This is a genomic window from Gammaproteobacteria bacterium, from assembly GCA_041395725.1.
GTDB lineage: Bacteria > Pseudomonadota > Gammaproteobacteria > Pseudomonadales > Pseudohongiellaceae > NORP240.
Window position 1 is genome coordinate 406,020 of the sequence record JAWKZW010000001.1, and the last position, 25,537, is coordinate 431,556.

19 protein-coding genes and 1 tRNA gene are annotated in these 25,537 nt (G+C 53.5%); 3 read left to right on the plus strand and 17 right to left on the minus strand.

Annotation, left to right across the window (positions count from 1 at the left end):
- Positions 1 to 81: 81 nt before the first annotated feature.
- Positions 82 to 849, minus strand: a complete 768-nt coding sequence (gene rlmB / locus R3F50_01710) for a 23S rRNA (guanosine(2251)-2'-O)-methyltransferase RlmB (GenBank protein ID MEZ5489018.1) — start codon at positions 847 to 849, stop codon at positions 82 to 84.
- 12 nt (positions 850 to 861) lie between these two features.
- The gene (rnr, locus tag R3F50_01715; GenBank protein MEZ5489019.1) at positions 862 to 3,516 is read right to left on the minus strand and encodes a ribonuclease R; all 2,655 of its coding nucleotides are present in this window, start codon (positions 3,514 to 3,516) and stop codon (positions 862 to 864) included.
- Between the two features lie 120 nt (positions 3,517 to 3,636).
- On the opposite strand from rnr, the gene R3F50_01720 reads away from it, so the two are divergent.
- Positions 3,637 to 3,723, plus strand: a tRNA-Leu gene (locus tag R3F50_01720).
- A 221-nt stretch (positions 3,724 to 3,944) separates the two neighbouring features.
- On the opposite strand, the gene R3F50_01725 is transcribed toward R3F50_01720, so the two are convergent.
- The 9 genes from R3F50_01725 to R3F50_01765 form a co-directional block, all read right to left on the minus strand.
- Positions 3,945 to 5,147 carry a hypothetical protein gene (locus R3F50_01725; GenBank protein MEZ5489020.1) on the minus strand — a complete coding sequence of 401 codons (1,203 nt, stop codon included), beginning with the start codon at positions 5,145 to 5,147 and terminating at the stop codon, positions 3,945 to 3,947.
- A gap of 224 nt (positions 5,148 to 5,371) precedes the next feature.
- Positions 5,372 to 7,105: a hypothetical protein gene (locus tag R3F50_01730; protein ID MEZ5489021.1), complete on the minus strand. Its 1,734-nt coding sequence runs from the start codon at positions 7,103 to 7,105 to the stop codon at positions 5,372 to 5,374.
- An 11-nt stretch (positions 7,106 to 7,116) separates the two neighbouring features.
- On the minus strand, positions 7,117 to 9,189 hold the full coding sequence (locus tag R3F50_01735; GenBank protein ID MEZ5489022.1) for an AIPR family protein: 2,073 nt from the start codon (positions 9,187 to 9,189) through the stop codon (positions 7,117 to 7,119).
- Complete coding sequence (locus R3F50_01740; GenBank protein MEZ5489023.1) at positions 9,190 to 10,164, minus strand: PD-(D/E)XK motif protein; 975 nt, start codon at positions 10,162 to 10,164, stop codon at positions 9,190 to 9,192.
- On the minus strand, positions 10,154 to 12,805 hold the full coding sequence (locus R3F50_01745; protein MEZ5489024.1) for a Z1 domain-containing protein: 2,652 nt from the start codon (positions 12,803 to 12,805) through the stop codon (positions 10,154 to 10,156). The genes R3F50_01740 and R3F50_01745 overlap by 11 nt, the downstream gene beginning before the upstream one ends.
- Positions 12,802 to 14,280, minus strand: a complete 1,479-nt coding sequence (locus R3F50_01750) for an ATP-binding protein (GenBank protein ID MEZ5489025.1) — start codon at positions 14,278 to 14,280, stop codon at positions 12,802 to 12,804. Before R3F50_01750 ends, R3F50_01745 begins: the two co-directional genes overlap by 4 nt.
- The gene (locus tag R3F50_01755) at positions 14,270 to 14,698 is read right to left on the minus strand and encodes a very short patch repair endonuclease (GenBank protein MEZ5489026.1); all 429 of its coding nucleotides are present in this window, start codon (positions 14,696 to 14,698) and stop codon (positions 14,270 to 14,272) included. Before R3F50_01755 ends, R3F50_01750 begins: the two co-directional genes overlap by 11 nt.
- On the minus strand, positions 14,698 to 16,248 hold the full coding sequence (locus tag R3F50_01760; protein ID MEZ5489027.1) for a DNA cytosine methyltransferase: 1,551 nt from the start codon (positions 16,246 to 16,248) through the stop codon (positions 14,698 to 14,700). Before R3F50_01760 ends, R3F50_01755 begins: the two co-directional genes overlap by 1 nt.
- 164 nt (positions 16,249 to 16,412) lie before the next feature.
- On the minus strand, positions 16,413 to 16,589 hold the full coding sequence (locus R3F50_01765; GenBank protein ID MEZ5489028.1) for a type II toxin-antitoxin system Phd/YefM family antitoxin: 177 nt from the start codon (positions 16,587 to 16,589) through the stop codon (positions 16,413 to 16,415).
- 198 nt (positions 16,590 to 16,787) lie between these two features.
- Between R3F50_01765 and R3F50_01770 the strand changes: the two genes are divergently transcribed.
- On the plus strand, positions 16,788 to 17,033 hold the full coding sequence (locus R3F50_01770; GenBank protein ID MEZ5489029.1) for a hypothetical protein: 246 nt from the start codon (positions 16,788 to 16,790) through the stop codon (positions 17,031 to 17,033).
- A 12-nt stretch (positions 17,034 to 17,045) separates the two neighbouring features.
- On the opposite strand, the gene R3F50_01775 is transcribed toward R3F50_01770, so the two are convergent.
- From R3F50_01775 to R3F50_01795, 5 genes are read right to left on the minus strand one after another with little or no spacing between them, the layout of a single operon-like run.
- Complete coding sequence (locus tag R3F50_01775; protein MEZ5489030.1) at positions 17,046 to 18,611, minus strand: conjugal transfer protein TraG N-terminal domain-containing protein; 1,566 nt, start codon at positions 18,609 to 18,611, stop codon at positions 17,046 to 17,048.
- Positions 18,611 to 18,949 carry a hypothetical protein gene (locus R3F50_01780; GenBank protein MEZ5489031.1) on the minus strand — a complete coding sequence of 113 codons (339 nt, stop codon included), beginning with the start codon at positions 18,947 to 18,949 and terminating at the stop codon, positions 18,611 to 18,613. The genes R3F50_01775 and R3F50_01780 overlap by 1 nt, the downstream gene beginning before the upstream one ends.
- Positions 18,950 to 18,974: 25 nt before the next feature.
- Positions 18,975 to 20,315, minus strand: coding sequence for an integrating conjugative element protein (locus tag R3F50_01785; GenBank protein ID MEZ5489032.1), 1,341 nt, complete (start codon positions 20,313 to 20,315; stop codon positions 18,975 to 18,977).
- The gene (locus R3F50_01790) at positions 20,312 to 21,334 is read right to left on the minus strand and encodes a TIGR03756 family integrating conjugative element protein (protein ID MEZ5489033.1); all 1,023 of its coding nucleotides are present in this window, start codon (positions 21,332 to 21,334) and stop codon (positions 20,312 to 20,314) included. Before R3F50_01790 ends, R3F50_01785 begins: the two co-directional genes overlap by 4 nt.
- On the minus strand, positions 21,331 to 21,729 hold the full coding sequence (locus tag R3F50_01795) for a TIGR03757 family integrating conjugative element protein (GenBank protein ID MEZ5489034.1): 399 nt from the start codon (positions 21,727 to 21,729) through the stop codon (positions 21,331 to 21,333). The genes R3F50_01790 and R3F50_01795 overlap by 4 nt, the downstream gene beginning before the upstream one ends.
- 226 nt (positions 21,730 to 21,955) lie before the next feature.
- Between R3F50_01795 and R3F50_01800 the strand changes: the two genes are divergently transcribed.
- Positions 21,956 to 22,795, plus strand: coding sequence for an NERD domain-containing protein (locus tag R3F50_01800; GenBank protein ID MEZ5489035.1), 840 nt, complete (start codon positions 21,956 to 21,958; stop codon positions 22,793 to 22,795).
- A gap of 19 nt (positions 22,796 to 22,814) precedes the next feature.
- Here the strand turns inward: R3F50_01800 and R3F50_01805 are convergent, their stop codons facing one another.
- Positions 22,815 to 25,535, minus strand: a complete 2,721-nt coding sequence (locus tag R3F50_01805; GenBank protein ID MEZ5489036.1) for a conjugative transfer ATPase — start codon at positions 25,533 to 25,535, stop codon at positions 22,815 to 22,817.
- Between the last annotated feature and the right edge of the window lie 2 nt (positions 25,536 to 25,537).

The following is a 25,537-nucleotide window of genomic DNA, read 5'->3' on the forward strand; positions in this document are numbered from 1 at the left end:
AAGAGCGGGAATTCTAGAGAAACTGCTACCAATATGCAACGTTTTTGGCTTACCGGTATGGAGACCGGCGAAGCCGCCGGGTCAGTCTGACAGCTTGCGCCGCTGGCGGACCGCTTCAAAAAGGCACACCCCGGTGGCGACCGACACGTTGAGACTGCTCACCGCCCCCGCCATGGGAATAGCCACCAGGTAGTCGCAGGTCTCTCGCGTCAGGCGGCGCAGCCCCCTGCCCTCCGACCCCATCAATAACGCCAACGGACCGGTAAGATCCTGTTGATACAAGGTCTTATCGGCCTCGCCAGCGGCGCCACAAAGCCAGATTCCACGCTGCTGCAGATCCTGCAGAGTACGGCTCAGATTGGTAACCACTACCAGTGGGACTGTCTCGGCAGCTCCACTGGCCACTTTTCTGACCGTGAGGTTCAGGGGCGCGGAGCGGTCTTTGGGGACTATAACCGCGTCCACACCGGCGGCCTCGGCACTGCGCAGGCAGGCCCCCAGGTTGTGGGGGTCGGACACTTCATCGAGCACCAGCAGCAATGGGTCATGATCCAGCGCATCCAGCAAACTGCGCAGATCCGCCTCGGTCTTACTGGTATCAGGCAGGGAAATTCGTGCCGCCACCCCCTGGTGGCGCCCACCGACCAGGTCGTCCAGCGCCCGCCGGGAGAGTGGCTCTACCCGGATACCCGCCCCGGCAGCAAGCTGCGTCAGCTCTTCGATTCTGGCATCCTGGCGGCCGCTGAGCACATGCAGTTGCAGCACCGCATCGGGATGCTGGCGCAGCAGTTCCCTGACCGAGTGAATGCCGGCAACCCAGCTGTCTTTTAATTTACCCTCATTCGCCATTCAGCCGCACCACTACTTCCTGCCGGAAGAGCGTTTGGAAGATCGCCCGGCAGCGCCTTTATTGACGGCGGTTTTCTTTCCAGCTTTACCGGCCGCGTTGCTGGAGGGGCTGGCCGGGGCAGCGGGTTTTCCCGCTCCTGGTTTGGTCCGCGACTTGCTCTTATCGGCCTGACCTTTCGGTGCGGCTGAACTGCCAGGTGTGGCCTTGGCCTGGCTTTTGCCTTTGCTGCCCTGGCTGCCATTGCTACCTTTCCTGCCCTTGTTGCTTTTGTTGCCCTTGCTGGCTTTGTCGCTACCGTCGCGTCTGCCACTTTTGTCGCCCGATCGGCGTGATTTCCCCGAGCGTTTTTCCGCGTCTGAGCCGGCGGCTTTCCTGCCTCCACCCCTGGCTGTTCTTCCTGGCGCTTTTCCGCCGCCAGCGCCCGCCCCCACCATAATGAGGTCGATCTTGCGCTCGTCCAGGCTGACTGCCGCCACCTGCACCCGGACACTGTCCCCCATGTGGTAACGCCTGCCGGTCCGTTCACCGGTGAGCACGTGACTGATGGCATCAAAATGGTAGTAGTCGTTGTCCAGTGCGGTGATGTGCACCAGCCCTTCGATATAAATACCGTCCAGTTCCACGAACAGACCGAATCCGGTCACACTGGCAACCGTGCCATCAAACTCATCACCCACCCGGCTTTGCATGTACTCACACTTAAGCCAGTCGACCACCTCGTAGCTGGCAGAATCGGCACGGCGTTCAGAGACCGAGCAGTTCTCACCCAGCTGCACCATGTCACTGGTATTGTACGGATAGATTTCTGCTCTGGTCAGGCTTGGCACAGCGCCTGCCCGGAACAGGTGCCGGCTCTTCTTTTTGCCACGTAAAAGGAAACGTATTGCCCGATGCACCAGCAGATCCGGGTAGCGCCGGATCGGCGAGGTGAAGTGTGTATAGACCGCAAACCCCAGCCCGAAGTGACCGATGTTCTCGGCCTGATAGACTGCCTGCATCATGGAACGTATGACCATGGTGTGCAGCAGATGGGCATCGGGCCGCTCAGCCAGACTCTGCAGCAGTTTCTGATAATCCACTGACCGGGGGGCATCTCCGCCTCCCAGATGCAGCCCCATCTCCGCCAGGTATTCACGCAGGCTTTCCAGCTTTTCCGCACTGGGCCCGGCATGTACCCGGTACAGAACCGGAAGTCCCGAGTCCTGGAGCAGCCTGGCGGTTGCCACGTTGGCGCACAGCATGCATTCCTCGACCATCCGGTGGGCGCAGGTCCTGACCACCGGCACGATCTCCTTGATGCGCCGGTCTTCCCCGAACACGATGCGGGTTTCCGTGGTGTCGAAATCCAGCGCGCCGCCGCGTTCCCGCGCCTCCCGCAGTCGCTGATAAAGTTGGTACAGGGTCTGCAGGTGGCCAACCAGAGATTCGTGGCGCTTTTCCAGGCGCTGCTGAAGCCGTCTGCCAAGTTCGGCATCCTCCGGCTCCAGAAGATCAGCCACCTCGGTATAGGTCAGCCGTGCATGGGAATGAATCACACCCTCGAAAAAGCGGTAATCCTCCACTTCACCGCGGGCACCGACTGTCATCTCACACACCATGACCAGGCGATCTTCTTCCGGCTTCAGAGAACAGATACCGTTGGATAGAGTCTCCGGCAGCATAGGTATGACATGGCCGGGAAAGTAAACTGAGTTACCACGGTTGATGGCTTCTGCATCCAGCGCGGAACCAACTCCGACATAATGAGACACATCCGCGATGGCAACGAACAGGCGCCAGCCTTTCCCCTCCGCCTGGGCAAAAATAGCGTCGTCGAAATCCTTGGCATCCTCGCCGTCGATGGTTACGAACGGCAGATGGCGCAGATCCTGTCGGCCCTGCAGATCACGATCCTGGATGGATCCATCAATGTCGCCAGCCTGTTTACTGGCCTCGGCAGGCCACTGATGAGGCAGGTTATAGCTGCGGACCGCGATATCGATTTCCAGCCCTGGCGTCGCGGTGTCGCCCAGGATTTCCACCACCCTGGCCACCGGCTTTTGTCGGGGCGACGGGTAGGTGGTGATTTCGCCCACCACAAACTGCCCGTCCCGCGCACCCCGGTTCTCTTTTTCCGGGACGAGGATTTCCTGGGCAATGCGTCGGTTTGCTGGCACCAGCACACCGATCCCCTGATCAGAATAATAGCGGCCGACAATCTGTGCGAACTGCCGTTGCAGGACCTCCACGATCATGCCTTCGCGGCGACCCCGGCTCCCAACGCCGACAAATCTGGCCAGTACCGTGTCACCGTCAAAAACTTTCTGCATTTCGGAGAAGTTCAGATAAAGGTCGCCTGAACCATCAGTGGGTATAAAGTAGCCCGCTCCGTCCCGGTTACCCTGAACCCGCCCCTTGATCAGCTCCATCCGATCCGGTAACCCGTAAAAGCCCCGGCGATTGCTGATCAGCTGGCCGTCGCGAGTCATGGCGCGAAGGCGTCGACGCAATGCCTCGACCTGGGTATCCGTTTTCAGCCCCAGTTTCTCACAGAGGCCGGGATGGTCGACGGGCACTCCCACCTCGGCCAGAACGCTGAGAATGAACTCACGACTGGGTATGGGTTCGTCATAATTCTGCGCTTCTCGCGCCGCGAAGGGATCATTACTTTTTCGGGATTTTTTCATAAAAAACTGCTATTTACCGCCAGTTTGTGAATTCAGCAGCCAGTATACACAGCTGCGGCAACATATTGACAGCACTCAATGGTCTGGGTACAGTTGCGTCCCTGTCTGAAAAACGCCTGTGCCCAGGTGGTGAAATTGGTAGACACGCTAGCTTCAGGTGCTAGTGATCGAAAGGTCGTGGAGGTTCAAGTCCTCTCCTGGGCACCATTTTGAAAAACGTCGAAAGACCACGAGAGACCATTTAAGATGCTGATTCTTAAATGGTTTTTTTGTTTATAGCATCTCGACCGCTTGTCTCTCATCGTCTCAAATTGTCCCTTCTGTGGAACGCCAGTGGAACGTGAGTGGAACGCAGAATCGGAAATTCAGCGCCTGTTTCCGACTCACACACCGTCGTTCTGTTACCCTTTCTACGCCTTTCTGCATCATCATAATCTGCGCGCCAGGGACTGCCTGACGAACGCGTTCCCGGTGCCCTTCTTCTGGTCGAGCAGCGCGCGAACCTGATCTAACACATCAGCTATGTGGACTCTCTCGGCCGCAGCCAGAGCAAGCTCATAGGCATCGATCACATCGATGCCCGTCACCTCGTAACCCCACCCCTCGTTCAACCAGAAAAGCGCCGCCATTGCCGCACCGAGAGCAAACTCAGGCTCCGTCTCAAGAAAATCTCTCGCTGCCCGGGTCAGCGTCTTCGGCTCGCATGGGCTTTGTTCGGCAAGCTGAAGGGCGAGTTCGTAGAGTTTCAAATCCTTGGCCGTCGCAAACCACTTACCCTCGTCCCCCGGCGTGGTCTTGATCAAATCCGAGAGAATGTCTGCCGGCGCGATCATTGGATAGCGTTTTGCCACGGAACGAAACCTTGCGAGATACGAGTTGCCCTGGGCCGCCCTTAACCCATAGCGCCGATAAGCCTCGTCGTGGAGACCCGAGGAAATCAGGATCTCTTCGCAGGCCTGGTCAATCATCGAATCCGGTTGGTTGAGCCCTCTGGAGGCCTCGGCGTATTTCAGGGCTTCTGACTTCCTGCCCATCGCCAGTAAGGCCTCGACACCGTAGCGACGGTAATGCCAGAAAGGTTTGCGGTCCAGCGCCAACAGATCAAGCAGCTCCTGGTAACGCCCCGCCACCAGTAGACAGGACAGACAGGCCGTTGTGCCGTGAAAATAGTTTCCGGGGTTCGGGTCGGTCCAACACGATCGCAGTGTCGGCATCAGTTCCTCCGCCCACTGATTGGCCGTTTCCACCGAACCGCATAACTCGCCCCAGCGATCACCCACCGGCCCCAGATAGTCGACGCCATCATCTTCCATGGCCTGCCACAGGTGTTCGAGCCATTTGTTACGAGTTTTGGCATCGGCCGGGGCTTGGATGATCAGCGGAATCAGTTCATCAAGTGTTTTGTTCACCGCGGAACCCAAGGCGCCGCTGGAACTGTCGACATGTTCCAGCGCGGGCCAGAGCTTTTCCATCAGGCGGACGGCGCCCTCAGCACCAAGGACAGATTCCTTTTTCGCAACCTTCTTGATCTCGGAAACGGCTTCGCGAAGCCGCTGACACGCCAGGCGCGAAGATTTCCAGCCATAGGCTCCTGCACGAAAGCGTGCGGGGAAGATCCATTTATGCGTCACGTACTCACCCATACAAAAGCGTAATACTCAAAACTTGCCATACTTCAGAACTCCGTTTATTCATTCCCGAAAATTCCCTCATACCGGTTTGATGAACTTCGAAAACGAAGGCGTGGCACACTGGATGGGATCACACGCCTACACGACAAAACAGCCGGCACCGATAGCACATGTGTTGCACCTACCACTCAAGGCTGGCCGAGAACCCGGCAGCCGTGCCTTCGTCAAGAAGGTTCAGTTTGTCGAACAGAAAACTTAAATTCGCCTATGGAATAAAGGGTATCTGGTTCTGACATATGTTCTATTGTCTTTGCTTCCAAATTTTGCTTTTGAAGCAATTTGACCAATCCTGGAGTTGTGCGGATAGTACCTTGGGTAATCTTCATTAGCTCAACGGCATTCATAAACTGAAGCCAATTCGCATAGGCGGCACTTTCACCTTTTACGATGTCTTTGAGTGGATATGCGTAATGTTTCGATAGAACCAATTGATAGACTGATTTTATTGAAAAATTTTTCGGAAGGCGGAGAGTTGCTCGCAGCTCCTGCTCTCCTATTTTATCCTGCCAATCCTCTATTGTATCGAGCCATCGTTCGGTTTCCTCTCGCAGGCGCGTATGTCGGCTGCTTGCCGCTAGAATATCTCCGCCATAAAGGTCCTGATATTTTAGCTGGCAAAGGATTAATGCTCCCATCGATTTATCAATTACTACCAGGTCTATATCAGTTAATGTCTTACCGCCCTGTTTGACCTTAATGTTGTTTCTGAATTCAAGATTTTCGAAAGCGCCCTTGAGTGTTTTTTCGACTGCTCTTCGGAAAGGTCCTTCGCGTTGGCGCTGGTGCTTATCATATTCTTTTGGGAAGTGGTGTCGAAGAGAATGCAAAAGAAAATGAATGGGTTCACTTGAAGCTCCGGCAAGAAGTTTAATTAGGCCTGTTTTGGATGGCTGAATAAGATAGGGGATTGGTGCCACCGGGCGAGCAGCCATCTCGATATTGTCTCGCGAAAGTGAAATAACATCTATTATCCGGTCGGCTTCTTCAATACTTGTCTGTGTAAACCCCTCAAAAGTAGAACCGAAAGAGTTCAGCCCGTAAGCCAGGCTTTGTACTAGCTCGGATCGGTCAGCAGAAATTGTCAGAATATTCTCCATTCTGATCTGAGGGGCCTTTTTTACCAGAGCCTCGCAGAAATTTAGATGTTTCATGGACCAAGAAGAAAAAAATACCGTAGATAAAATGTACTTCTGATACTCGATGCCACCGAATTTTGTCGAATAGTGGAAGGTGTCGAAGCCATCTTGAAGGTGTATTTCATGGTACGCCAGCCCAAAGAAGTAATCGTCTAATAGCGGGTCGGCTGCGTAGCCTATGTACTTTTCACGAAAGACGTATACGAGCTCATCTAACAACGTTTCGATAGACTTGCTAATTTTGTCAGTCAGTATTTTTTCTTGTTCTTTGGCAAATATTTTTCGTGTTTCACTCCTGTAATACTCCGACATCGCTTCTTCATGATGGCTTTCATTGGGGAGGAATGAAGGGAGTGTAAATTCAAAATTTGCATCGTCCACTTGCGATATTTCGCATTGTCCGGTCTTTGTGCTGTGCGCGATCCGCCGCCCATGTTCAATCATACCCAGCCCGGCCGCGATCTCCAAAGCGGTGAGAGAAAGCTCTTTATTCCTCTCGAACATGACGACTGGGAATTTGTATGAAGACCTCGAATTAAATGCCAGGTATATTGCTCGGGTCATCCCCAATCGCAGAATATAGTATTGTTCAGCCTGTTCAGTTGTCCGAGTTTCCTGCTTCGTGAAGTTATAATGGAACCAGTCAAATTCATTTATGATTGAACGAAGGACAATGCCTGCTTCGTCCTTGGCAAAGAATGATCTGAATTCATCCTCTTCCTTCTCGGCCGCTTTCAGAAAATTTTGTATTGGATTGTCCACGTATAATCACATTACTCATTGTGGTCGTAAATTCCTTCGAGCTTGGCTTTTTCCAGGATTTCAAGAAGCACGCTACTTTGCTTTTCTGTAGGTATTTTTGACGGAATTTTCTTTGCAATATTGAGTATGCTGATCTCTTTTGGGGAAAAGACTTGCTTGCGCTCACCTTCTACCAGTATCTGATTCCAGGTCTCGGACGCGATCTCAAAAACCTTTTTCTGGGCTTCAATCCCATCGTCAATTTTTTGAGTTTTCTTGGCGGATTTCTGTTCCTGCATCTCCTGTTCAACAGAGACGAGTTCCTTCCAGAATTTCTCAGGTAGTTGCTTTTCTAGTTGAGGAATTTTTGCCAAAATCCTTTGCCAGCAACCTTCCTTTTTACACCATTCTGATATGTTGGATATTCCATCTGGCGGCGCCGAAATGTCGTCATTGACAAACTTTGCCGCTATCGTAAGAGCTTCCATAAGAGACTTGGGAAGCGCTTGATCATTCCAGATTCTGCCGCAGTCTACAGACATATTTTTTCTTTTAGAACATTCGCCTATAGCTGCGATTGCATACGCTACGATATTGGCCCTGTAACCACCGTTATACCAGGGCTGGTCAGATACCATTTTCTCTGTCCTGCGAAAGACAATCGCACGTGCGATTGCTCTACGATAATAGAACTCATTAAATGCTTCCGTAGATTTTCCCCACTCTTTACCAATTCGGGCGGCGTATCGCGCAAAGTTCTTTTGTGCTCCAAGGTTTACCCACCTCGGGTGTTCGTCCCAGACATTCTCAAATTTTGCCAGGTCCGTCTTCGTGAACATCTGGGGTTTGGGATATTCTGCCTTGAACCTTCGCGTCTCTCCCTGCGTAAGCTTGGATTGAGCATCCGCGTACTGGCCCCGTGCTCTCTCATAAAACCATTTTGTCTCACGTTGCGCGCCCTGTTGAGCGGGAGCCCAGATGCGTCGAGAGAATTCCTCTATTCTGATATGGAATGGGTGGTTCGAGAAGAAGTCCGCAGCATTCACCCTGTTCTGCGTGTTGGCATATTCAGAAATTCGAGGGACTACAGTTTCACTATCGGCACTATCTACTACAGACAGCTTCATTTGGACAAAAACTCCGTCTAGCGAGGCTTTGTCTCGACGGGCCGTGTGAAAGAGTGAGGCTGTGGTCTGACCGCCATTTACAATCTGGAGGTCTTTGATGCGGGAAATTTCCAGGCCCGATGCTGTTGTCTGAACTTCTATCTCTTGAGCCGTCGCGGTAATACCATTGTTGTATGCGAAAAACATGTCGGGCTCGTTGAGAATTGTCGCTCGAATACCTTTGTTCACTTTTCCGCGAGCCTGAAGGAATGACCGGACATTTTGCTCCAGTAGCCTCGCCCCATACTTACCGTATAGTTCAGATAGTATCTGCCCTGGCATCACAACCAGGTAGGAAGGGTAGGCGTCTGAACGAAGGTGAGCGCGGAGGCAGGGAATTCCTTCTCCGAACACTTCCACAAGATCAAGGTCCAAAGCCTCTTTGTGACCACGGGAACTTCTTTGACGTTGAAGCCTTGAAATATCCCAGATGTGATAGGTGGCGGGTATCCCGCCAACCTCGTTATCCTCTACTGTCTGAAGCCTTTCACTAAGAATGCGCTCGGATACGAGATAAAAGTTTACGCGGCGAATCTGGTTTCGACGGTCAGAAATCTGTCGTGCGAGGCCATACTCCGGGGATGTTTCTTCCAGCTCCCGGTATAGTTCCTTGTTGCGGCTGGCTTCGAAAAAATTGGTGATCCGCTTAAAGATTGAAGATGTATCTGTCTGAGTAAGAGAAGCCAATTCGCCTCTGCTTTCAAAGTCAGCCACAAAGAGGTCCAGAGTGTCTTCATCTGAAAACCAGTGTCCATCTACGCGCATTCCTCGTTGGGCGCGGTAGTGACAAAATTCGTAACCCTCGATAAAGCCTGTCTCGATCAGTTCGTTCGCAATTGCTTCCATGAACTCGGCGAGCTGAAAAGCGCTATTCGCTTCCGCTCCAGCCATCAGTTCCTGTCTGAAATCATGAAAAAATTCTTCTGCCGTGAGTTCCAATTACTCCTCCTTCCATACTTCCGTTTCGTCACGCTCAAATTTGGCGATTGTTTCCAGTTCTATTTCGTAACTTACGCGCGCCAGGCCCGGCGGAAGTTGCGATCTGATAAGTTTCGGGAATTCTTCTTCCACGCTGTAAACCTGCTGGCCGGTTACAACCAGTTTCGGCTTATCATAATCACGCATCTCCACATAGCCATAAGCGATCAGCTTGTCGTAGAGCAAATCTATAGCGCTCGGGTCGGTTAGTTCATGCTCCACTTGTTGAACGATTTCGTTTAGGGAGGCCGCCTGGTCGGCCTCCGGCATATCGCTCAGTCTGTAGATTTTAAGAAACAGATTGTCACAAACGGCCTGCAACTGGTCTTCTGATGAAATCTTGACAGTGCTTCGTTCCTTTCCGGACAGAGCCTTGATTTCAACAGCAGTATTCCCAAACATAAAATCCTGATGACCGCCTTCCGGACCGCACCAGGCGTTCAAAGCCTCTTCCTCTGACAGCTTTTCCTGATACAAGCCACGAAGAAACTGTAGCTCAGCAAATAAGCCACGAATTTCTTCAGGCGACAGTAGGCGGGCTTTTTTTCCTGCGAGGAATGTCTTCCAGCGTTTAAGGTGGGCAAGGGTTATAGATACCGCTGTCGCCGAGTCAGGGGATTCCTGAAGGCTGGCAGACAGTGTTTCACAAAGCCCAAAGAACAGGTCACGGTCGACCTGTTGCTCCAGCCTCAGCACAAGTCCTTGTTTGCCCGATCCCGTCAGCATCCTAAGGTCTACTCCGATCCCCCGAATGCTCACTCTGGATTTCTGAAACTGTTCGCCGTGGTCGCCTTCCAGTTCAACAATAAACAGACAATGACCTTCAGTATCCTTCCCCCAAAACAAAGGAACCGCTTTGCTGCTTGCAATCAGACGGACGTTGTAATCTGAACTGGGCGTTTTGATGTCATCCCATGGAGCCAACCTATTCGTCATAATCGTCCTCGTCATCTGGATTATCTATCGGAGCCCCGAGCATCAGATCGATCCAGACGGCATTGGCTACAACCGATACAGTCTTGCTGTAGTGACCGCCTGGGAAACTTACGCCAATCGCTGGAACACGCTCTTGTGTTTTCTTTTTGCTGAAGACTTTCAGTATGTGAAGCATCAATAACGGCTTTTTTCGGACTTCTCGATAATGGACATCCGAGGGGGCGTCCGCGCCACTATTAATCGCAATTGTGGTTGCTTTATCTCTCTGAGTTTCAGAAAGCCCAAGCTTCTCGTCTCCGCGGCTCGCTACACGATAGCCGCCGGTCAACCAACCACCTTTTACCTCACGGCTTTTACGTTCCTGGAAGCCCAGTCGGCAATTCGCTTCGTCTTCGCCATTTTCCTTGATAGAGACCAGAAGAACGTCTCCAACAGGATGTTCTTCAGCTAACTGATGGAGGTAGTCCGCAGAAGCAGATTTCTGTCCGGCGTATTCGCTGTGCGTTTGAAATCGGGTAAGAAAGTCCTCAATGACGGAAATAGAAACGTCCTCGATGAACCAACCTTTACCAGAGTCCACGATGTCTTTTCCGCCGAACCCGTCCTTCCAATACTCTGCTATAAGTTCTTCGTTCTCGCGGTTGATGGTCTCATCAGACGTTAAAAGGTAGCTTTCGCGAAGCTTCCCGCTGAAGTTCTGACTGACGGTAATTTTCTCACCGCTACGCATCTTGTTTGCAGCAGTAATCAGCAACCTGTCGGGGTGTGCTTTGACATACAAGCCGAACTGTTTTGGGCTCAAGCGATCCCGTCTCATTCGCTTGATTTGTTGCCGTAGCTCTTCGGATGCCTCGGCAATATGTGCATACCAGTCAATTGAATCAGGCGACAAATAGACCCTGCACAGATCATCAAAGCCTGGACGATATCCAAACCATCTGCCCATTTGCATCAAAGTGTCATACATCCGGGTGTTCCGATACATGTAGCTGATGCATAAGCCTTCTATAGTAAGGCCACGTGAGAGACTAAGGCCGCCGACTGCAATTGCGCTCAGACCTATACCGTCCTTTTCATACTTTTTGTAGTCTAAGGCTTCGTCAGATTTGCTGTTGATTACGTACAGCCTGAGATTGTCGAAAACCCCAAAGAGCGCTGCCTTGACTTCATGCCATTCAACTCCACTGCCCGCGAAGTCATTTAAAAATACGCTCTTCAGAGCTTGCATGTATGAATTACGATCCGCCACTTTATCAGGCATGGCGTAATTCGCTTTTACGGCTTCTCGTAGTTTCTTTTCGTAGATGCTTATATAGTCCCGAACCGATTTCTGAACCGCCACGAAGCGGGAAACATTTACCATCATGGAGCAGTGCTTATTTTCGTGGCCCCGTAAATTCCGGATAGCTCGGGCTACGACAAACTGGTTGATCGCATGATATAAGCTCGGTGGTAGTTCAAATACCTCATGGTCTTTTTTATGAGAAAAAGGAAGGTAGTCTTCGCAATCCGTTATTGGTTCAACGACCCTTGAGCTGCTGACCTCATTCAGAAAGACAGTTTCGGGGCCAAAGTAGGTGTTTGGAGCATCCAGACAATAAATGAAATCACGCGGAAACAGCTCGTCAAGAACGTCTTCATCATACGCCTCCGGATTGATGAAGATGTTGGCAAACGGCGTGGCCGTATAGCCGACGTAACAGGATTTAGCGAAAAGTCCCAATATGCGACGGATCATGGAGTTGGTCCGTGTCGGGTCCAATTCGGGTTTGTTCGTGTTGATGGAGGCGTTATCTGCCTCATCATCGATCATCAGCATGGGCACATCGGAGATATGCCCATCGCCTTGAGCGTTCATTTCCTTTAGCCACTTAAAAAGAGCATCAAGAGTCCAAACATTCTTCTTGATGACGATGATGATGGGTTTACTGAAATCGTTCAGCTTCCAGCCGCTCTGGCTGGCCGTCCTTTTGTTGAAATCATCATTGATATTGGTAAGTGTCGCAGGGTGCGGATAGTGGGCATCAAGACCGACCCCAATAGGCACTCTGTTTTCGGGATCGCTTGATCTTCCTACAAAACCCTCGTCTATTCGCTCTTGAGTCTGCTTTCTAAGGTTGTTGTGAATGCCAGCGATAACAATAATGAACCTGTATCCTGCATCAGCGGCTTTGGCGATGACGCCCATGTAATTGGCGGTCTTTCCTGACTGGACGTGGCCTATTACCAAGCCGCGCCGATCCCAGGACCCTTCGCTCGTGGGGTCCTGGAGGTGCCCAAGAATACGTGTTCCTACGTCACTCAACGACTGAACAACATTGGGATGCCACCGCTCCCCCTTGAGATACTTTTCGTATGCGTCAGAATACGTCCATTCTATGTCGCCGCGCTTGAACACCCATTCTTCATCGTGTTCAGCTTCTACATCGATGAGAGATACGCCGGCCCCCATTCGGGTATCAATGGCAATCATAGCGTCTTCAACGATTGTTTCGAGACTACCGGTATAGCCAAAGACACTAGCGAGGCTTGCGGCCTTTTCCTCTACTTCGGTTCTCGTTGGAGCTTCCGGTAGCAGTGATAGAGCAGTAATCAGTGCGCTCGTGAAGTTCTTTTCGTGTTCCACACGGTTAATGCTCATTTAAATGCCTCACGGATGAAGTCTTCTGCAATATCAAGATCATTTTCAAATAGACGTGTCGAGCGCATTATCTGACGGAAACTCTGTGCATCTCCGGTTGAGTTGCTGAACAGACAATTTTTCAATTCTTGAAGGCTGTCAATCACCGCCTCTTTGTCGGTGTCAACCTGCTTGATGTCTCTGGGATGTGTAGAAAAATCCGAATAGATCATTTCCACTGGCAAAGAGGACGATATCGCCCTAAGCAACAGTTCAAGCTTGCGGCGTTCGTCTTTATCCAGGTCCGCACCAAGCGCTTCGATTAGTGGGTGTTCGCCGTTGAGGGCGTATCGGATACGCCCCTGGTCTGCATAGCGCTCCCAAACAGGCGCTTCGATTTCTTCAAACAGTTTTTTCCCGCGACCACGATGCACCGAGGTGCTCCTTCCAGTGATGCGCGCAATCACCTGACGCAGTCTTTCACGAACGGCGTGAGGAGGTCTGGCACGGGATTTCTTAATGTCGATCGTCCATGATTCATCAAGACTGCTTGGAAAGTCGATTTGAACGCGGGCAAGTTTTGTGGCCTCTCCCTTGGAAATCAGCCTGAACCAGTCGCCCCATGCCATGAGGCGACCATTCCGGTAGATGTATGCGCCCTGGTTGGAAATAAAGTCACTTCTGGTCTGATAGTAATCGTATTCTGTCGCCGTCAATTTGCTGTGATGTGGAAGAATGTATGGCTGCATCCGCACCGTGGTCCCTGAGATGCGGATAATTTCTTCCGGTAGCATTTGCGTGGCCGAGTTTTTACGGCAGAAAGGGTCAAACGGCTCGATTACATGATTGTTGAGGGTTATGGTTATCTTCTTTCGTCGCTTAACTTCTCCTGAAAGAAAACGATGAAAAACGAGCGCGAGATGCTTTTCAACAATATCGAGCTTTTCATTCACGATTTCTTCTCTCTTCTTTCCTGTTTCCTCTTCAAACAGACGATCAAGAGAGCGCCAGATCACTATGGTTCCATTGTCACCCAGGCATTCTATAAAAGGTAATTCCTCGATTTCATGTGGATCAGGGATTGTAATCAACCAGTCGTCTTCTCTGTCGACGAGGTTCATGTCCCATTCGGCGCCGGATAGTTTGCCTTTCTGTGCGCTTACAACCGTCAGTTTTCTGCACTGTGAGAATGATGCGGTTTTTAATCCCAGCCCGAACCGTCCGAGATCATCAGGGTCTCTGGTCTCTTTAGGATTGGTCGCGCCGTGGCGCATGGCGGCGACGACTTCGTCCTGTGTCATCCCGTCGCCGTTATCCACGATTGCGAGCGTTGGTTCTGAATCAGACGGTACGCAGAAAATCTCTACCTTTGTGGCATTCGCAGAAATACTGTTGTCGATCAGATCAGCGATTGCAGTTTCAAGGGAGTATCCAATGTCACGCATTGATGCCAATAGGGCAGCGGCACTTGGAGGAAGTCGATGCTCACGAGCCATCATGTCCCTCCTTCAATCGTTTGGTGACTTTTTCTAAAACTCTTTGAGGGTTTTTATCAAGTTCGCATTCCCAGACCGTAATGACATTCCATCCCGACTGTTTCAGCTCTTTTGCTTTCTTCTCATCTCTCTTGACTGTTTCTTTGAATTTCTTGTCCCAAAACTCGGTGCGTGACTTCGGCGTGGTCGTGTTAGGGCATCCTTTGTGTCGATGCCAATAGCAGCCATGAACAAATACTACAGAATGATATTTCGGCAACACGATGTCCGGGCGTCCCGGTAATCCAGGTCGGTGAAGGCGAAAACGAAACCCTGCGAGGTGTAGTAGTGAGCGGAGCTGTTTTTCCGGCTTGGTATCTTTTCCCTTTATCCGGGACATGTTCCAGCTTCGCCGTTCTTTTGAGATTCTATCCGCCATCATGGTTTCCCTTTCATGGAATCCAGTACTTCAGCGATGATCTCCGCTATTTGTCTCGCGAGATAAGGTGGGACCGCATTCCCTACCTGGTGATACTGCGATGTCCTTGGACCTTCGAATTTGTAATTATCCGGAAACGTCTGCAAGCGCGCTGCCTCTCGCACTGTCAGGCTTCGACACTGTGAAGGATCGTAGTGAATGAAGTAATGCCCGTCTTTTGAGATGTGGGAGGTAATCGTAGTCGATACCTGGTCGGGGAGCTGAACCCGAAACCGATCTGAGAACATAGTTCCAGATCGTCCCTGTTCCACATTTTTGTGAGCGGGGAGCAATGACCTGGGGAAATCGACTAGTTTAGGGCTTTTCCCGACTGTCGAAGCATACACTGAAGCAAACATATACCTTCGCAAATCTGAAGGCATATGCGCCCTTGCCTCGTGACCGGTGAGCACTGTCAGTCGGCGATCATAGGTGCTGTTTAGGCTCTCGTGCCTTGCCCTTGGACGGCCTGGATACCTTAATGAGACTCGCTCTACAGGGTGGCTGTTTTCATTCGACAGTGAATTGATCGCTGAAATAATCTCTCCGGAGAAAGGATTGCCATTCAGTTGTTTCTTTAGGTTCAGTTTCGATAGCGCGGCGATCTCCTTTTGCCACTTTTCGGCACTGTCTCGACCACGAGATATTCCACTTCGAATTTCCGGGAGGTTGCCTATAGTTTGAGCCACAGTAGGCGATCTCTGGGATCGAAGTGTTCGTGGTTTTATATCTAGATCGCTTCTGATACCCACTATAAACATGCGATGACGCGCTTGAGGCACGCCATAGTTTTCTGCTCGCACTAGGAAGAGACGCGGATCAATATCACCTTCAGGTGCTTCTTCTTCCGATAGCGAATAGAGTCGGTAGCCTAGGCCATTAGAACCTTTCTCCAGTGCAGCTTTCGGTTGGCTGAGGTCTGATACAATTCGGTTGATTAACGGCTTTCCATTAATTTTGGCAGAAAGAAGTCCCTTCACGTTCTCCATTACAAACACAGGGGGTTGGTGATCTACAATGATCTTCAGGTACTCCCGGTAGAGAAAATGGCGCTCGTCGCGTTCAAATCCCGGATTTCCCATCATCCGTGATCTTCCAACCAGGGAGTATGCCTGGCAGGGAGGACCACCAACCAATGCCCACTGGTTTGTTCCGGATATACGGCTACCAATTATCCGCTTCACCTGATCGTGATTTTCCGGACCTAACGAAATTCGAAGAGCGCTGTTTTTCGCTTCGTCGAACTCGTTCTTGTAGCAGTTGAAGAGGTCTTCAATCCGGATTTCATTGGAAAGATATTTGTAATACTCATCTGGTGCTTCTCCGTGAGGGAAGCAGCGAAAAAAATGTCTGAGCAACAACGTCTGATGCGAAAACTCTTCTCTCTCGATAGAAGCGACACTATGGAATCTGGGATTCTCATCAGCGAGGAATGAAGCAAACCCTTCGCCCAACCCCCCAGGGCCAGCGAACACGTCCACAACCGGATATTGACTTGGTTTCTTACTCATGTCTGTGCATAGCCGACTGGAGTTATAGTTGCAAGTTGCTGGAGGCTTTTAAAGTCAGAATAGGTGGCCTCTTTTCTCCCCATTCAGGCGGTAACTCATGCATCTCAATCATTGTAAAAATCCCAAGTTCAAATTCGTGACATAAAACCAGCAGCATTCCCTGACTAGGTTGTTGGCTTTATAGTTTTCTTTGTGGCAGCCGTAAGGCGTTCGTACTCTTCAATGCTGAGCACGACCACTACGGGTCTGCCGTGCTTTTCTATAGTGACCGGCTCTGCTCGTGCCGTATCGACTAGCTGGCCGAACCTGTTTTTGGCGGTCTTCGCAGAAATGCGCTTCACAATATCAATACTCAAAGTAGCTATTATGGCTATAATGCCCAAAGCAAGGCCTTGGGGCAAGGTTTGGCCACTACAGCAATAGCCTTTTGTCTACCGTTTTTTGTCGTACAGGGCCGCATGCTGAGGGTGTGATTCATATTCACTTGAAATGCATAGTCCTAGGTTTTTCATTCTTTCACCATCAGCTATCATCTGACTATGGACAATCAAGCCTTGAACCATCCGCAACCGCACAAGGCGACGCTTATCATTCGCAAGCTTTTGACGGTTTGTGTTGGATTCGCAGCAGCCATATACAACGTGCTGCTTGAGATTTTTGCCTCGACAGAGGAGCCAGACGACGCGGAACGCCGGCTACACGATTCAGATTTATCGGGAGAGTTGAATCACCGTACCGGTCGGTTAGATGCAGGCACTGATCCCTACGGCTGGTACGACGATTAGCAGGATGCGACGCTAACGGCGGACTCCTCGGCTCACCGCTGCCTTTCCAATCGAACCGCCTTGGCGACCAGCATCTTCTCCTGGTCGCGCCAACGGGGCCACTGCGTTGTTGATCGACCGACCAACCTGCACCCCCGCCCACGCCATCATTCCGCTCCAGAGTAGTGGCAATCCCAGATAGAGACTGGTGGTGATCATATTCAGCAGCATGCGCTTGGCATCGTGTTCGCCGGGGTTGGCGAAGATCTGCAGGAACACGTTGACGTCCGGGTACATCGAAAGAATCAGGTTCTGATCCACCCACATCGCCAGGTACCAGAGTACCGTCCAGAACTTGATGGTGAAGATTGCCATGCCGGCGACCACCATCATGGCAATGGAATACCGAGATAGAACGACCACCAACGGCAGCAGTGCATAGATACCCAGCAGCATGATGGCCTGGACCATGGGCAGTGACTGCAGCACGGCGGTCATGGTGACGGAAAACAAGGCTGATGCGGTGATTACGCCACCGGCAGCGAGGCCCCCTTTGACGATATTGCCCGCGGTATTGAACAAGCCCGAACCAGAGGCGTTGTTGGCGATCAGTTCGTTGCTCGACCAGGAAGGCGGCGCGTTGGTAAGCACGGTTTTGGCGACGGCGTCGTTTTGCTGCTCACCTGCCAGCGCCGGTGCGATGGCAACCACCAGGCCAGAGAAGCCGGCAGAAGTAGCGTCTGCTTCATTGATCAGCTTCTCTCTTAGGCCGATCGCTGCATCTTCCCACCACTGTTTGCAGTAGGGTTTGCCCCAGGGCGGCGGGGCTGTCGGATCGTACTCCGTATCCCTGGCCGCATTGTAGGCCCAGCCGGTAATTTGGTTGGCTGGGCGCAAGGTGTCGTAGAAGCCTGCGGTATCCCGGTAGACGTGTGAGCCCATCCAGTCCGGGTCATCGGCGCCATAGGTAGCAAGGATGCCACTGATCGCCGGGGTATCCGGCCGTTCTGCCTGATACTTGGAGCGGGCCGGTATATAGCACTGGCTGAAGAAATCGCTGACCTCCTGCCGCAGGCGAGGATCCGCAATCGTGGCAAGATGGGCCTGCTGCTCGAAGGTGCGCATATCCGCCACCGTTGGCAGGCCTTCGACGATGGCGTGGTTCAAACCCGAACTCAGCGCAATGACACCGTACCACCAGACCGGGACATTGACGGTTGCGGCGGAGCCGGTAAAGCCGGTGGTGCCATAGGTACTCTGTGGCACCGCCACGGTTGCGGCGGCCGGGGCCGGATCCAACAGGGTCGGCGGTGGCGAATACGACAGCGTTGCGGCGTTGAGGGGAGTGAGCGCAGCCGGTTGCCCTGCGAGCACGACCACCAATAGTGCGATGAAGAGCTCGATCTCCATACGCCGCAGTGACAGGCCGCTGGCATGGCCCACTTCCCCGCCCTGCGCGGGTTCGCGCCAGTTATCGATCAGAATGCCCAAAAACGGGAGATAGACGATACCGGTACTGACCAGCACATCCCACAGAATGCCGTAGAAGGCCCAGCCGAACAGCGAGGTAAATAGCTCCAGGTAGCTGTCGACGCTCATCAGACGATCTGTCCTGCGGTGATGCCGAGAAACTTCACAACCAGCCCCTGACCCAGCACCAGTTCGAGGATAACCAGCCAGGCGACGGCGCGCCAGCGATACCGGTGCAACTGATCTGCCTGGGCGGAATGGATCTTTCCAATTTTGGCGAGGTGTTCAACGCCGACATTCCAACCGAACGCCACCAGCGCGATCACTGTCCACCGGCATAGCGTGAGTGTTAGACGCCAGGAGTCGATACCCTGCTGAATGGACGGTACAGAGTCGGTCTGTAACCGATGCATCAGCCAATAGCCCACCAGTGCGGTCAGCAGCGCGGCAGCCAATGAAGCAAACAAGAAGCCCTTGCGTTTTGCTCCACTGTTATTGAACACGACCGCCTCGCAATGGGTCTGGATCGATGGTTGGCACTTCCGGTACGGTGAGGGAGCTCTGCCTTCTGGCCGCGGCGCGTTCGAGTAGAGTGGCAACGGTGTCGGAGACCACTTCTTTGCGCACACGGGTCTCAAACAGCAGGTTCTCGATCTCTTTGTCGAGCTCGGCAATAGAAGTGTCTGCATGCTCGCGTGCGACTTCGGTGGCATAGACCTCGGGTACCTGCCGGCCCGACAATAACAATCGCCGTGCGAACAGCGCCTTCTCGACCGTGCGCGCGGTGCTGATTTCCGAGACCAGTCGCCCCATGATCAGGCTCTGCTCAGACGGTGGCATTTCACGGATCGCTTCGATCACCTGCCGGGTGATGGCCACGCCTGGCGCGGTGATCTGATCGAGATTAGCCAGCGTCGGCGGTGTCGCACCACTGACCAGATTCTGGATTTCAGTGGTGACGGTAGCGGACTCCTGGTAGAGCTTGGGTAACAGCCCGGTGCCGGGAATGCTGTCTTTGCGGCAGGTGTCGCAGGTAGTAACGATATTCTCGCCCACCACATCGACCGTCCAATCGCGGGCCTCCGCCGGGGATGACCAGATTTCAGAAAGACGCGTGGCCGATGCCGCTGGCACTGGCGTGGTATCAGTGACGGCCCGATTCATATTGATGTTGTAACCGGCCTCGACGATGTCGCCGGTGAACTCCAGCACCGGTTGCCCACTGCCGCCTGCCTGCCCGCCGATCCAGGGCACACCGTTATCGCCATTGGAGGTTTCCACCGTATCCTTGGCGGAGACGGCATCATTGCCGCCAATCCCCATCTGCACCTTCCAGTCGTTGCCTTTGGATAGAGTGATCAGATCGGCATAGGGGTTCTTGCCCTGGGCGATCTCGGCCTCCATCTGCTCGCAGGACTTGGTGGCCAGCTGCATGGTTTCTTCGGCCTTGATCAGCGCGTTCTGAAAAAGATCGTACAAGCCGGGGTTGGCGCGCTGCAGGATTAATGCCGGCAACGCCGCAATGGCGCTGGTCGCCGCAGCGGTCATCGCCGCCATCATGTTATCGACGCCGGCACCGATGTCATTCAGGGTATTGGTCACCGCGGCCACCGGATCAAATTTGCCGCAGCTGTACCCGAGCCCCAATTGGGCGGAGCCTCCCAGGGTGACGGAGACTACTGCGGGGTTGGCAGGTACAGAGACAGGCTCTGCCCCACCGATTTCGTAGTACCACAAGCTATCTTCGGTGGGACCCAGGGCCGCGTGAAGGACCTGACTCACACTCATGGCGCCAAACAATAATATCGTGCGAACAGACACTTTCATGCTCATGGTGGGTAATTGATCCAGTCGACGTTGAACAGAAAGATGCCGCGATCCCGACAACAGCTGTAGGGGCGCCACAGATTCCAGGCATAGTCGCCCTGGGCATCGACTCGACCGCCGCCCCAGCCGGTGAAACTGGCCAGGTCATTGGTGCCAAATACCTTGCAGGTCGACTCCGCTCTGGGCAAAAGCATCTGCCACTCGCCCGTGTCGGGATCGTCTTCAATCAGAGGTCCCGGAGGCCACACGCGCTGCCGTGAACTGGAACCACCAGTTATCGGCACGTAAATATGGGGTTGCCCCCGGCGGGTCACGATGTCGCCTGCGCGCTGGGCATTGATGGCCGCCGCCTTGGGTTCCTCCGCCTGCGTCGTCCAGCCGGTGCGTGGGTACACGCCGCCCCAGGTCTGCAGTGGCCAGGTGCCGATTTCCCGCAAACCGGGTATCAGGCTCGCCGGGTAGAACATCTCCGGGATTTCCATCCGCCAGGAGAGTGCGTCCAGTCCCGACAGGAAATACGGAAAGAAGGAAGTAGTTTGTGAATTACAGAGGTAGCCGGTGCTGGCGACGATGCTCGACAGGGAGCTGACCGGATGCCCGATGACATCCGTTTCCCGAAAAACCAGGTTGCGATGATCCTTGTTGCCCTGCCCGCCTTCGGTTCTATTGCCGGCGCTGTCAATCGGCACAGCCAGCAAGCTGCCGAGTAGCCCATTGGCGGCGGTTCGTTGTGCCACGCCCAGCGTCCTGCGAATCTCGACCCAGGGATTACCACCGAGTTCGTTGTAGGCACTCACCACCGCGTCGGGTTGGTAATGCCCTACTTTGATCGAGGTGCGCACGCTGCACCCGGACAGGGAGCAACGCAACCAGAAGCACATCCCCACCGGCATCCAACGCATACAGCTGAGCGCCGCGCGGGTGGTCTGTGCAACGATTTCCGGTGTGGTAATGGTGCCTGTGTGGCCGACCAGTGGCATTAACAGCAGCAGGATCAGCCAACCACGATACAGGGCGGCTTTCATTGTTCTGCACTCTCTGCCTGCCGCCGCTGATAAAGCTGGGTGGCAGCGTAGATATCGGTAAGGCCATACACCACGGCCTGGCCATCAAAGACAATGGCCGGGTAACGATCGATACCGTACTGCATTGCCTGCACCAGGCCTTTGGCGGCGTTTTCCAGTTCTCTGCTGAGCTGACTGTCCATCCGCTGGAATCGTTGCAGGGCCAGCGCTTTGGCGGACTCTGGATCTGCCGGCAGGTCAATGGAGAGTACTTCCTGCAGTTTGTGTATCCGATCGATCAGATAGACGGTCGAATGGCCATTTCCAGACACAATCTGAAGACTCGAATCGGTGAACACCTCGATCGTCGGGGCCTGCTCGATGGTCTGCTCGATGGCAATCTCGCTGGCTTGCACAGACGTACAGAGTGTTCCTGTTAGCAGCAACGAGATAATGAATTGAGCCTTTGTGACATTCACTGACGATCGTCCAACCTGGAGGGCTTTGAGAAAGTCACCATCCTGCGCGATTACAGATTCGGGAAACACGGTTTATTCAGACGGAAGCGGTCGAAGTTTCTGGAACAGAAACAGCACCATTTTTATAATCACGGGAAATCGATAGAGGAAACAAAATACGGATATGGACTTCAGCCCCATCATCCAGCAAGTCTACGGCGTTCTGTGGTATCTCATCCCACTGGCCATACTGGCCGGTATTCTCAAATCACCCTGGTTCAAAGGGATTACCGGTGAGTTCTTGGTGAACACAGCCGCTCGGCTATTCCTGCCCAAGGACGAGTACCACCTGATCAAGGACGTGACCTTACAGTCAGAAGATGGCACGACGCAGATCGACCATATTATTGTGTCGCGCTATGGCGTGTTCGTAATTGAAACCAAAAACATGAAGGGATGGATATTCGGCTCGGCCAACCAGAAGACCTGGACGCAGAAGATCTACAAGCACACCAACAAGTTTCAAAACCCGCTGCATCAGAACTACAAACACGTCAAAACGCTTGAAGCCCTGTTGGATATTCCGTCTTCTGCCATTCACTCGCTGGTGGTGTTTGTCGGTGACTCTACGTTCAAGACTGAGATGCCCGATAACGTGACCTATGCCGGTGGCTATATTCGCCACATTAAGGCAAAGCGCGAAGTGGTACTCAGTCAGGCCGACATCGATGCCGTGATCAGGCAGATCGTGCAGCTGCGATTGCAGCGCGGACTGACCACCAACCGCCAACACGTCCGTCATCTGCGTCAGAAGCAGACTGTCGCATCTCCAGTCACGCCCTCCACCACGCCACTCACCAACCCATCAGCCGCTCCCTCGGCCACACCCCAAAGTCCAAAACAGTGCCCGAAGTGCGGCAGCGAGATGGTGCTTCGTACCACTAAAAATGGAAAATATGCGGGCAATCAGTTTTGGGGATGTGCAACGTTTCCGGCCTGCCGTGGTGTGGTACAGCTGCCCTGAACCGCCAACTTGAATGAGACTACCGCGACTGCTCAATACGCCGGGCAACCTCATAAACGGCTTCGAGCTCTGAGCAATGCTTTTCACGCATAATGGCGGCGCGCTCGGCCTTCTCGTGCTTTTCAGTCATGGCCAGTGCGAGTGACAAAGCAGGAGGCACATTCCGAAACAGGGCTTCGACCTTATCGGCCAGCACAACGCCCTCCACGTATTTACCCGGCTCCTTGCGGGCGGACAGCAGCAGGTTACGCTGTTCGTCGTTCAGATCCTTGAAGCGGGCAATCTGCTCAACTTCCTCTTTCGGCATCACCAGGCACAGCCACCACTCCATCATATTGAGCATCTTGCGGCTCGCGTCCGGGAAGTCTTCCAGATTCTGGGTGGCAATCCAGAACCAGGCACCGAGCTTGCGCCACATCTTGGTGATCTTGACCACGTAACGCGCCAGCAGTGGATTGGTGGTAATGATATGACCTTCGTCGGTAACCACCAGTGTGGGGCGATCATCGTGTTGGTGGCGTTCCACCAGATCGTTGATGTGGCTCATCATCGACAGGTAAGCGACTGTCAGTTGGTCCTCGTAACCCTCCCGCGCCAGCATGCCCATTTCGAGGATGGTGACATCGGCCTCCGGCCAGGACTGTCCCGGTCGATTGAAGAAATGACCGGCCAAGCCCGAACAGAACAACGCCATACCATCACCCATTTCCAGTGCGCGATTGCGCCGATGCTCGGGTAGCTCCGTGTTGGTGGCGATGGCCTGAAAAGCATCGACCACGTCCTGGGTAACCACCTGGGTATTGCCGGCTTCTTTCACGGTTTTCGCAGCAAGGAATATGGCATTGCGAATCAGCAGCCGGTCGGCACGAGTCAAGCGCGCATCCTCGCGCTCATCGCCACCGGTGATCATGATTCGCGCTGCAATCTCCATTTCCCCGAGAATATCGCGCCCGCCACCCTCATCCTCGATCTCGTCGTCTTCGTCCAGTGTTTCTTCCAGAGTGCGATCATCGGTATCGAGCGGATTCAGCACATGGCGCCGATCGAGCAGGCGCAGCGCATCGGCAAAGGGAGGCAGACTGACATCGACATTGGGGTTCAATGTAATCTGGTTGACCGATAAGCCATGGTGCGCAAAATGCTGCCCCAGCAGGGAAAACGACGCGCCCGCTTCGATAATGAAAATGCGAGGCCGGTGTCGCGCCATCATCTGTTGTAGCAGATACACCAGTAGTGCCGACTTCCCTGCACCCGTTGGCCCCAGGATCAGCATGTGAGCGTTCTTCTTACGACCCTCCCGATGTAACGGGTCGAACACCAGCGGCTCAGCACCGCGGTTATAGAACACCAACCCCGGATGACCGGTTCCACGCGAACGACCATAGAACGGCAACAGATTGGCAATATGGCGAGAGAAAATCAGCCGCGACCTGCGCCGCGATTTATCCAGCTCCGCGTCATAAGCCATGGGCAGGTTGCGGATGTAGCTATCGAGCGCCAGCAAGTCTGCTTCCTGGGTGATCGGTTGCAATCCATTCGGAAGGAGCAGCGCGTTGAGGCGATTCAAATTGTGACGCAGGGACTTTTGATTCTCACCGCGCACATAGAAAGCCAGGCTGACAGGATAGAGTTTGTTGCCCTGCGCCATCTCCCGCTCCACTTGCTCTGCGTCTTCTCGGGTGATCGACGCCTCCGCCGAGTCGCCTACCGATGCGCGTTTGATTCGCGCGATATGATTGCGGGTGGTGTCCTGTGGTTTCAGCGTAAGCGTTATTGCCATGATGGTGTGCTCAGGCAGACGATCAAAGAGCGAGAACACCTGATCTCCGGCCTGGCGCTCCGCCGTGAAATGTCCAATGTCCGGCGCCCGCCGTAAGCTTTGAATCGTCACGACCGTGTGCGGCAGATCATCGAATAGCCAGCTCGCCGAAGCCTCGTCTGAACGCGGCATCGACAGCGTCAACTGTTCCGCAAAGTCGTAACCAAAGGGTAAATCGTCGTCGCCCGGATAGGGCGCCATCTGTAGCAACGATTCCGGGCTTTCATCGGCAAATACTGGCTTGGGGTTAAACCAGCTCAGCAACCAGTGATAAAACGCCTTACCGTCTGCGCGCTGGACGTGGATCCCCGCAGAAGCCAGGGCGGCAATCCATTTGGTCGCCACGTCATTGAGCGCCTCTTCCACCTCGATGGCCGCCGGGGTTTTGCCGTTGTGCTTCAAACGCCGGTAGAGCACCACCCGAATCCGACGCTGCTGGCCCTGCCAACGCGAACCGGTGACCGTGGTATCGTCAAACAAGCCCCCCGGTCGGGAAATCGCCTGCAAATGCGCCGACATCACGGCCTGATAGTGTTGCGAATAATCAGATACGCGAACAGCCGGCATCGGATAACGGGCCAGCAAGGCATCGAACTGATTGAGCCGCGGTTCATCCTGCACATAGACCTGTAATACCCAGGGCGCATCGTCGCGTTCAGGAATAGCCTCATTGATCGCGGTCTGGATGGTATCTCGCAGCTGCGCCATAAACGCCGGGGTGCGTGCTTCACAACCGACCGGTGTGACTTCGAACAGCGCCCCCAGGCTGGCACCGTCCTCCAACACAAAGGCTTTGCACTCAGGGATGTATTCCATCCAGGGCAACAGGTCGGTAAACGACGGTGGGCGGTCGTAGTGCCGCTTGATGGTCGCGTTAGTGAGCGGGGATGCATCCGAATGTTCGGGCTGATTGATTGCCATGG

Bases quoted from the DNA above. Each gene is read 5' to 3' on its own strand.
- rlmB (MEZ5489018.1), bottom strand. From the start codon at position 849: ATGGCGAATGAGGGTAAATTAAAAGACAGCTGGGTTGCCGGCATTCAC.
- rnr (MEZ5489019.1), bottom strand. From the start codon at position 3,516: ATGAAAAAATCCCGAAAAAGTAATGATCCCTTCGCGGCGCGAGAAGCG.
- R3F50_01740 (MEZ5489023.1), bottom strand. From the start codon at position 10,164: ATGACGAATAGGTTGGCTCCATGGGATGACATCAAAACGCCCAGTTCA.
- R3F50_01745 (MEZ5489024.1), bottom strand. From the start codon at position 12,805: ATGAGCATTAACCGTGTGGAACACGAAAAGAACTTCACGAGCGCACTG.
- R3F50_01750 (MEZ5489025.1), bottom strand. From the start codon at position 14,280: ATGGCTCGTGAGCATCGACTTCCTCCAAGTGCCGCTGCCCTATTGGCA.
- R3F50_01755 (MEZ5489026.1), bottom strand. From the start codon at position 14,698: ATGGCGGATAGAATCTCAAAAGAACGGCGAAGCTGGAACATGTCCCGG.
- R3F50_01760 (MEZ5489027.1), bottom strand. From the start codon at position 16,248: ATGAGTAAGAAACCAAGTCAATATCCGGTTGTGGACGTGTTCGCTGGC.
- R3F50_01770 (MEZ5489029.1), top strand. From the start codon at position 16,788: ATGGACAATCAAGCCTTGAACCATCCGCAACCGCACAAGGCGACGCTT.
- R3F50_01775 (MEZ5489030.1), bottom strand. From the start codon at position 18,611: ATGAGCGTCGACAGCTACCTGGAGCTATTTACCTCGCTGTTCGGCTGG.
- R3F50_01785 (MEZ5489032.1), bottom strand. From the start codon at position 20,315: ATGAGCATGAAAGTGTCTGTTCGCACGATATTATTGTTTGGCGCCATG.
- R3F50_01790 (MEZ5489033.1), bottom strand. From the start codon at position 21,334: ATGAAAGCCGCCCTGTATCGTGGTTGGCTGATCCTGCTGCTGTTAATG.
- R3F50_01800 (MEZ5489035.1), top strand. From the start codon at position 21,956: ATGGACTTCAGCCCCATCATCCAGCAAGTCTACGGCGTTCTGTGGTAT.
- R3F50_01805 (MEZ5489036.1), bottom strand. From the start codon at position 25,535: ATGGCAATCAATCAGCCCGAACATTCGGATGCATCCCCGCTCACTAAC.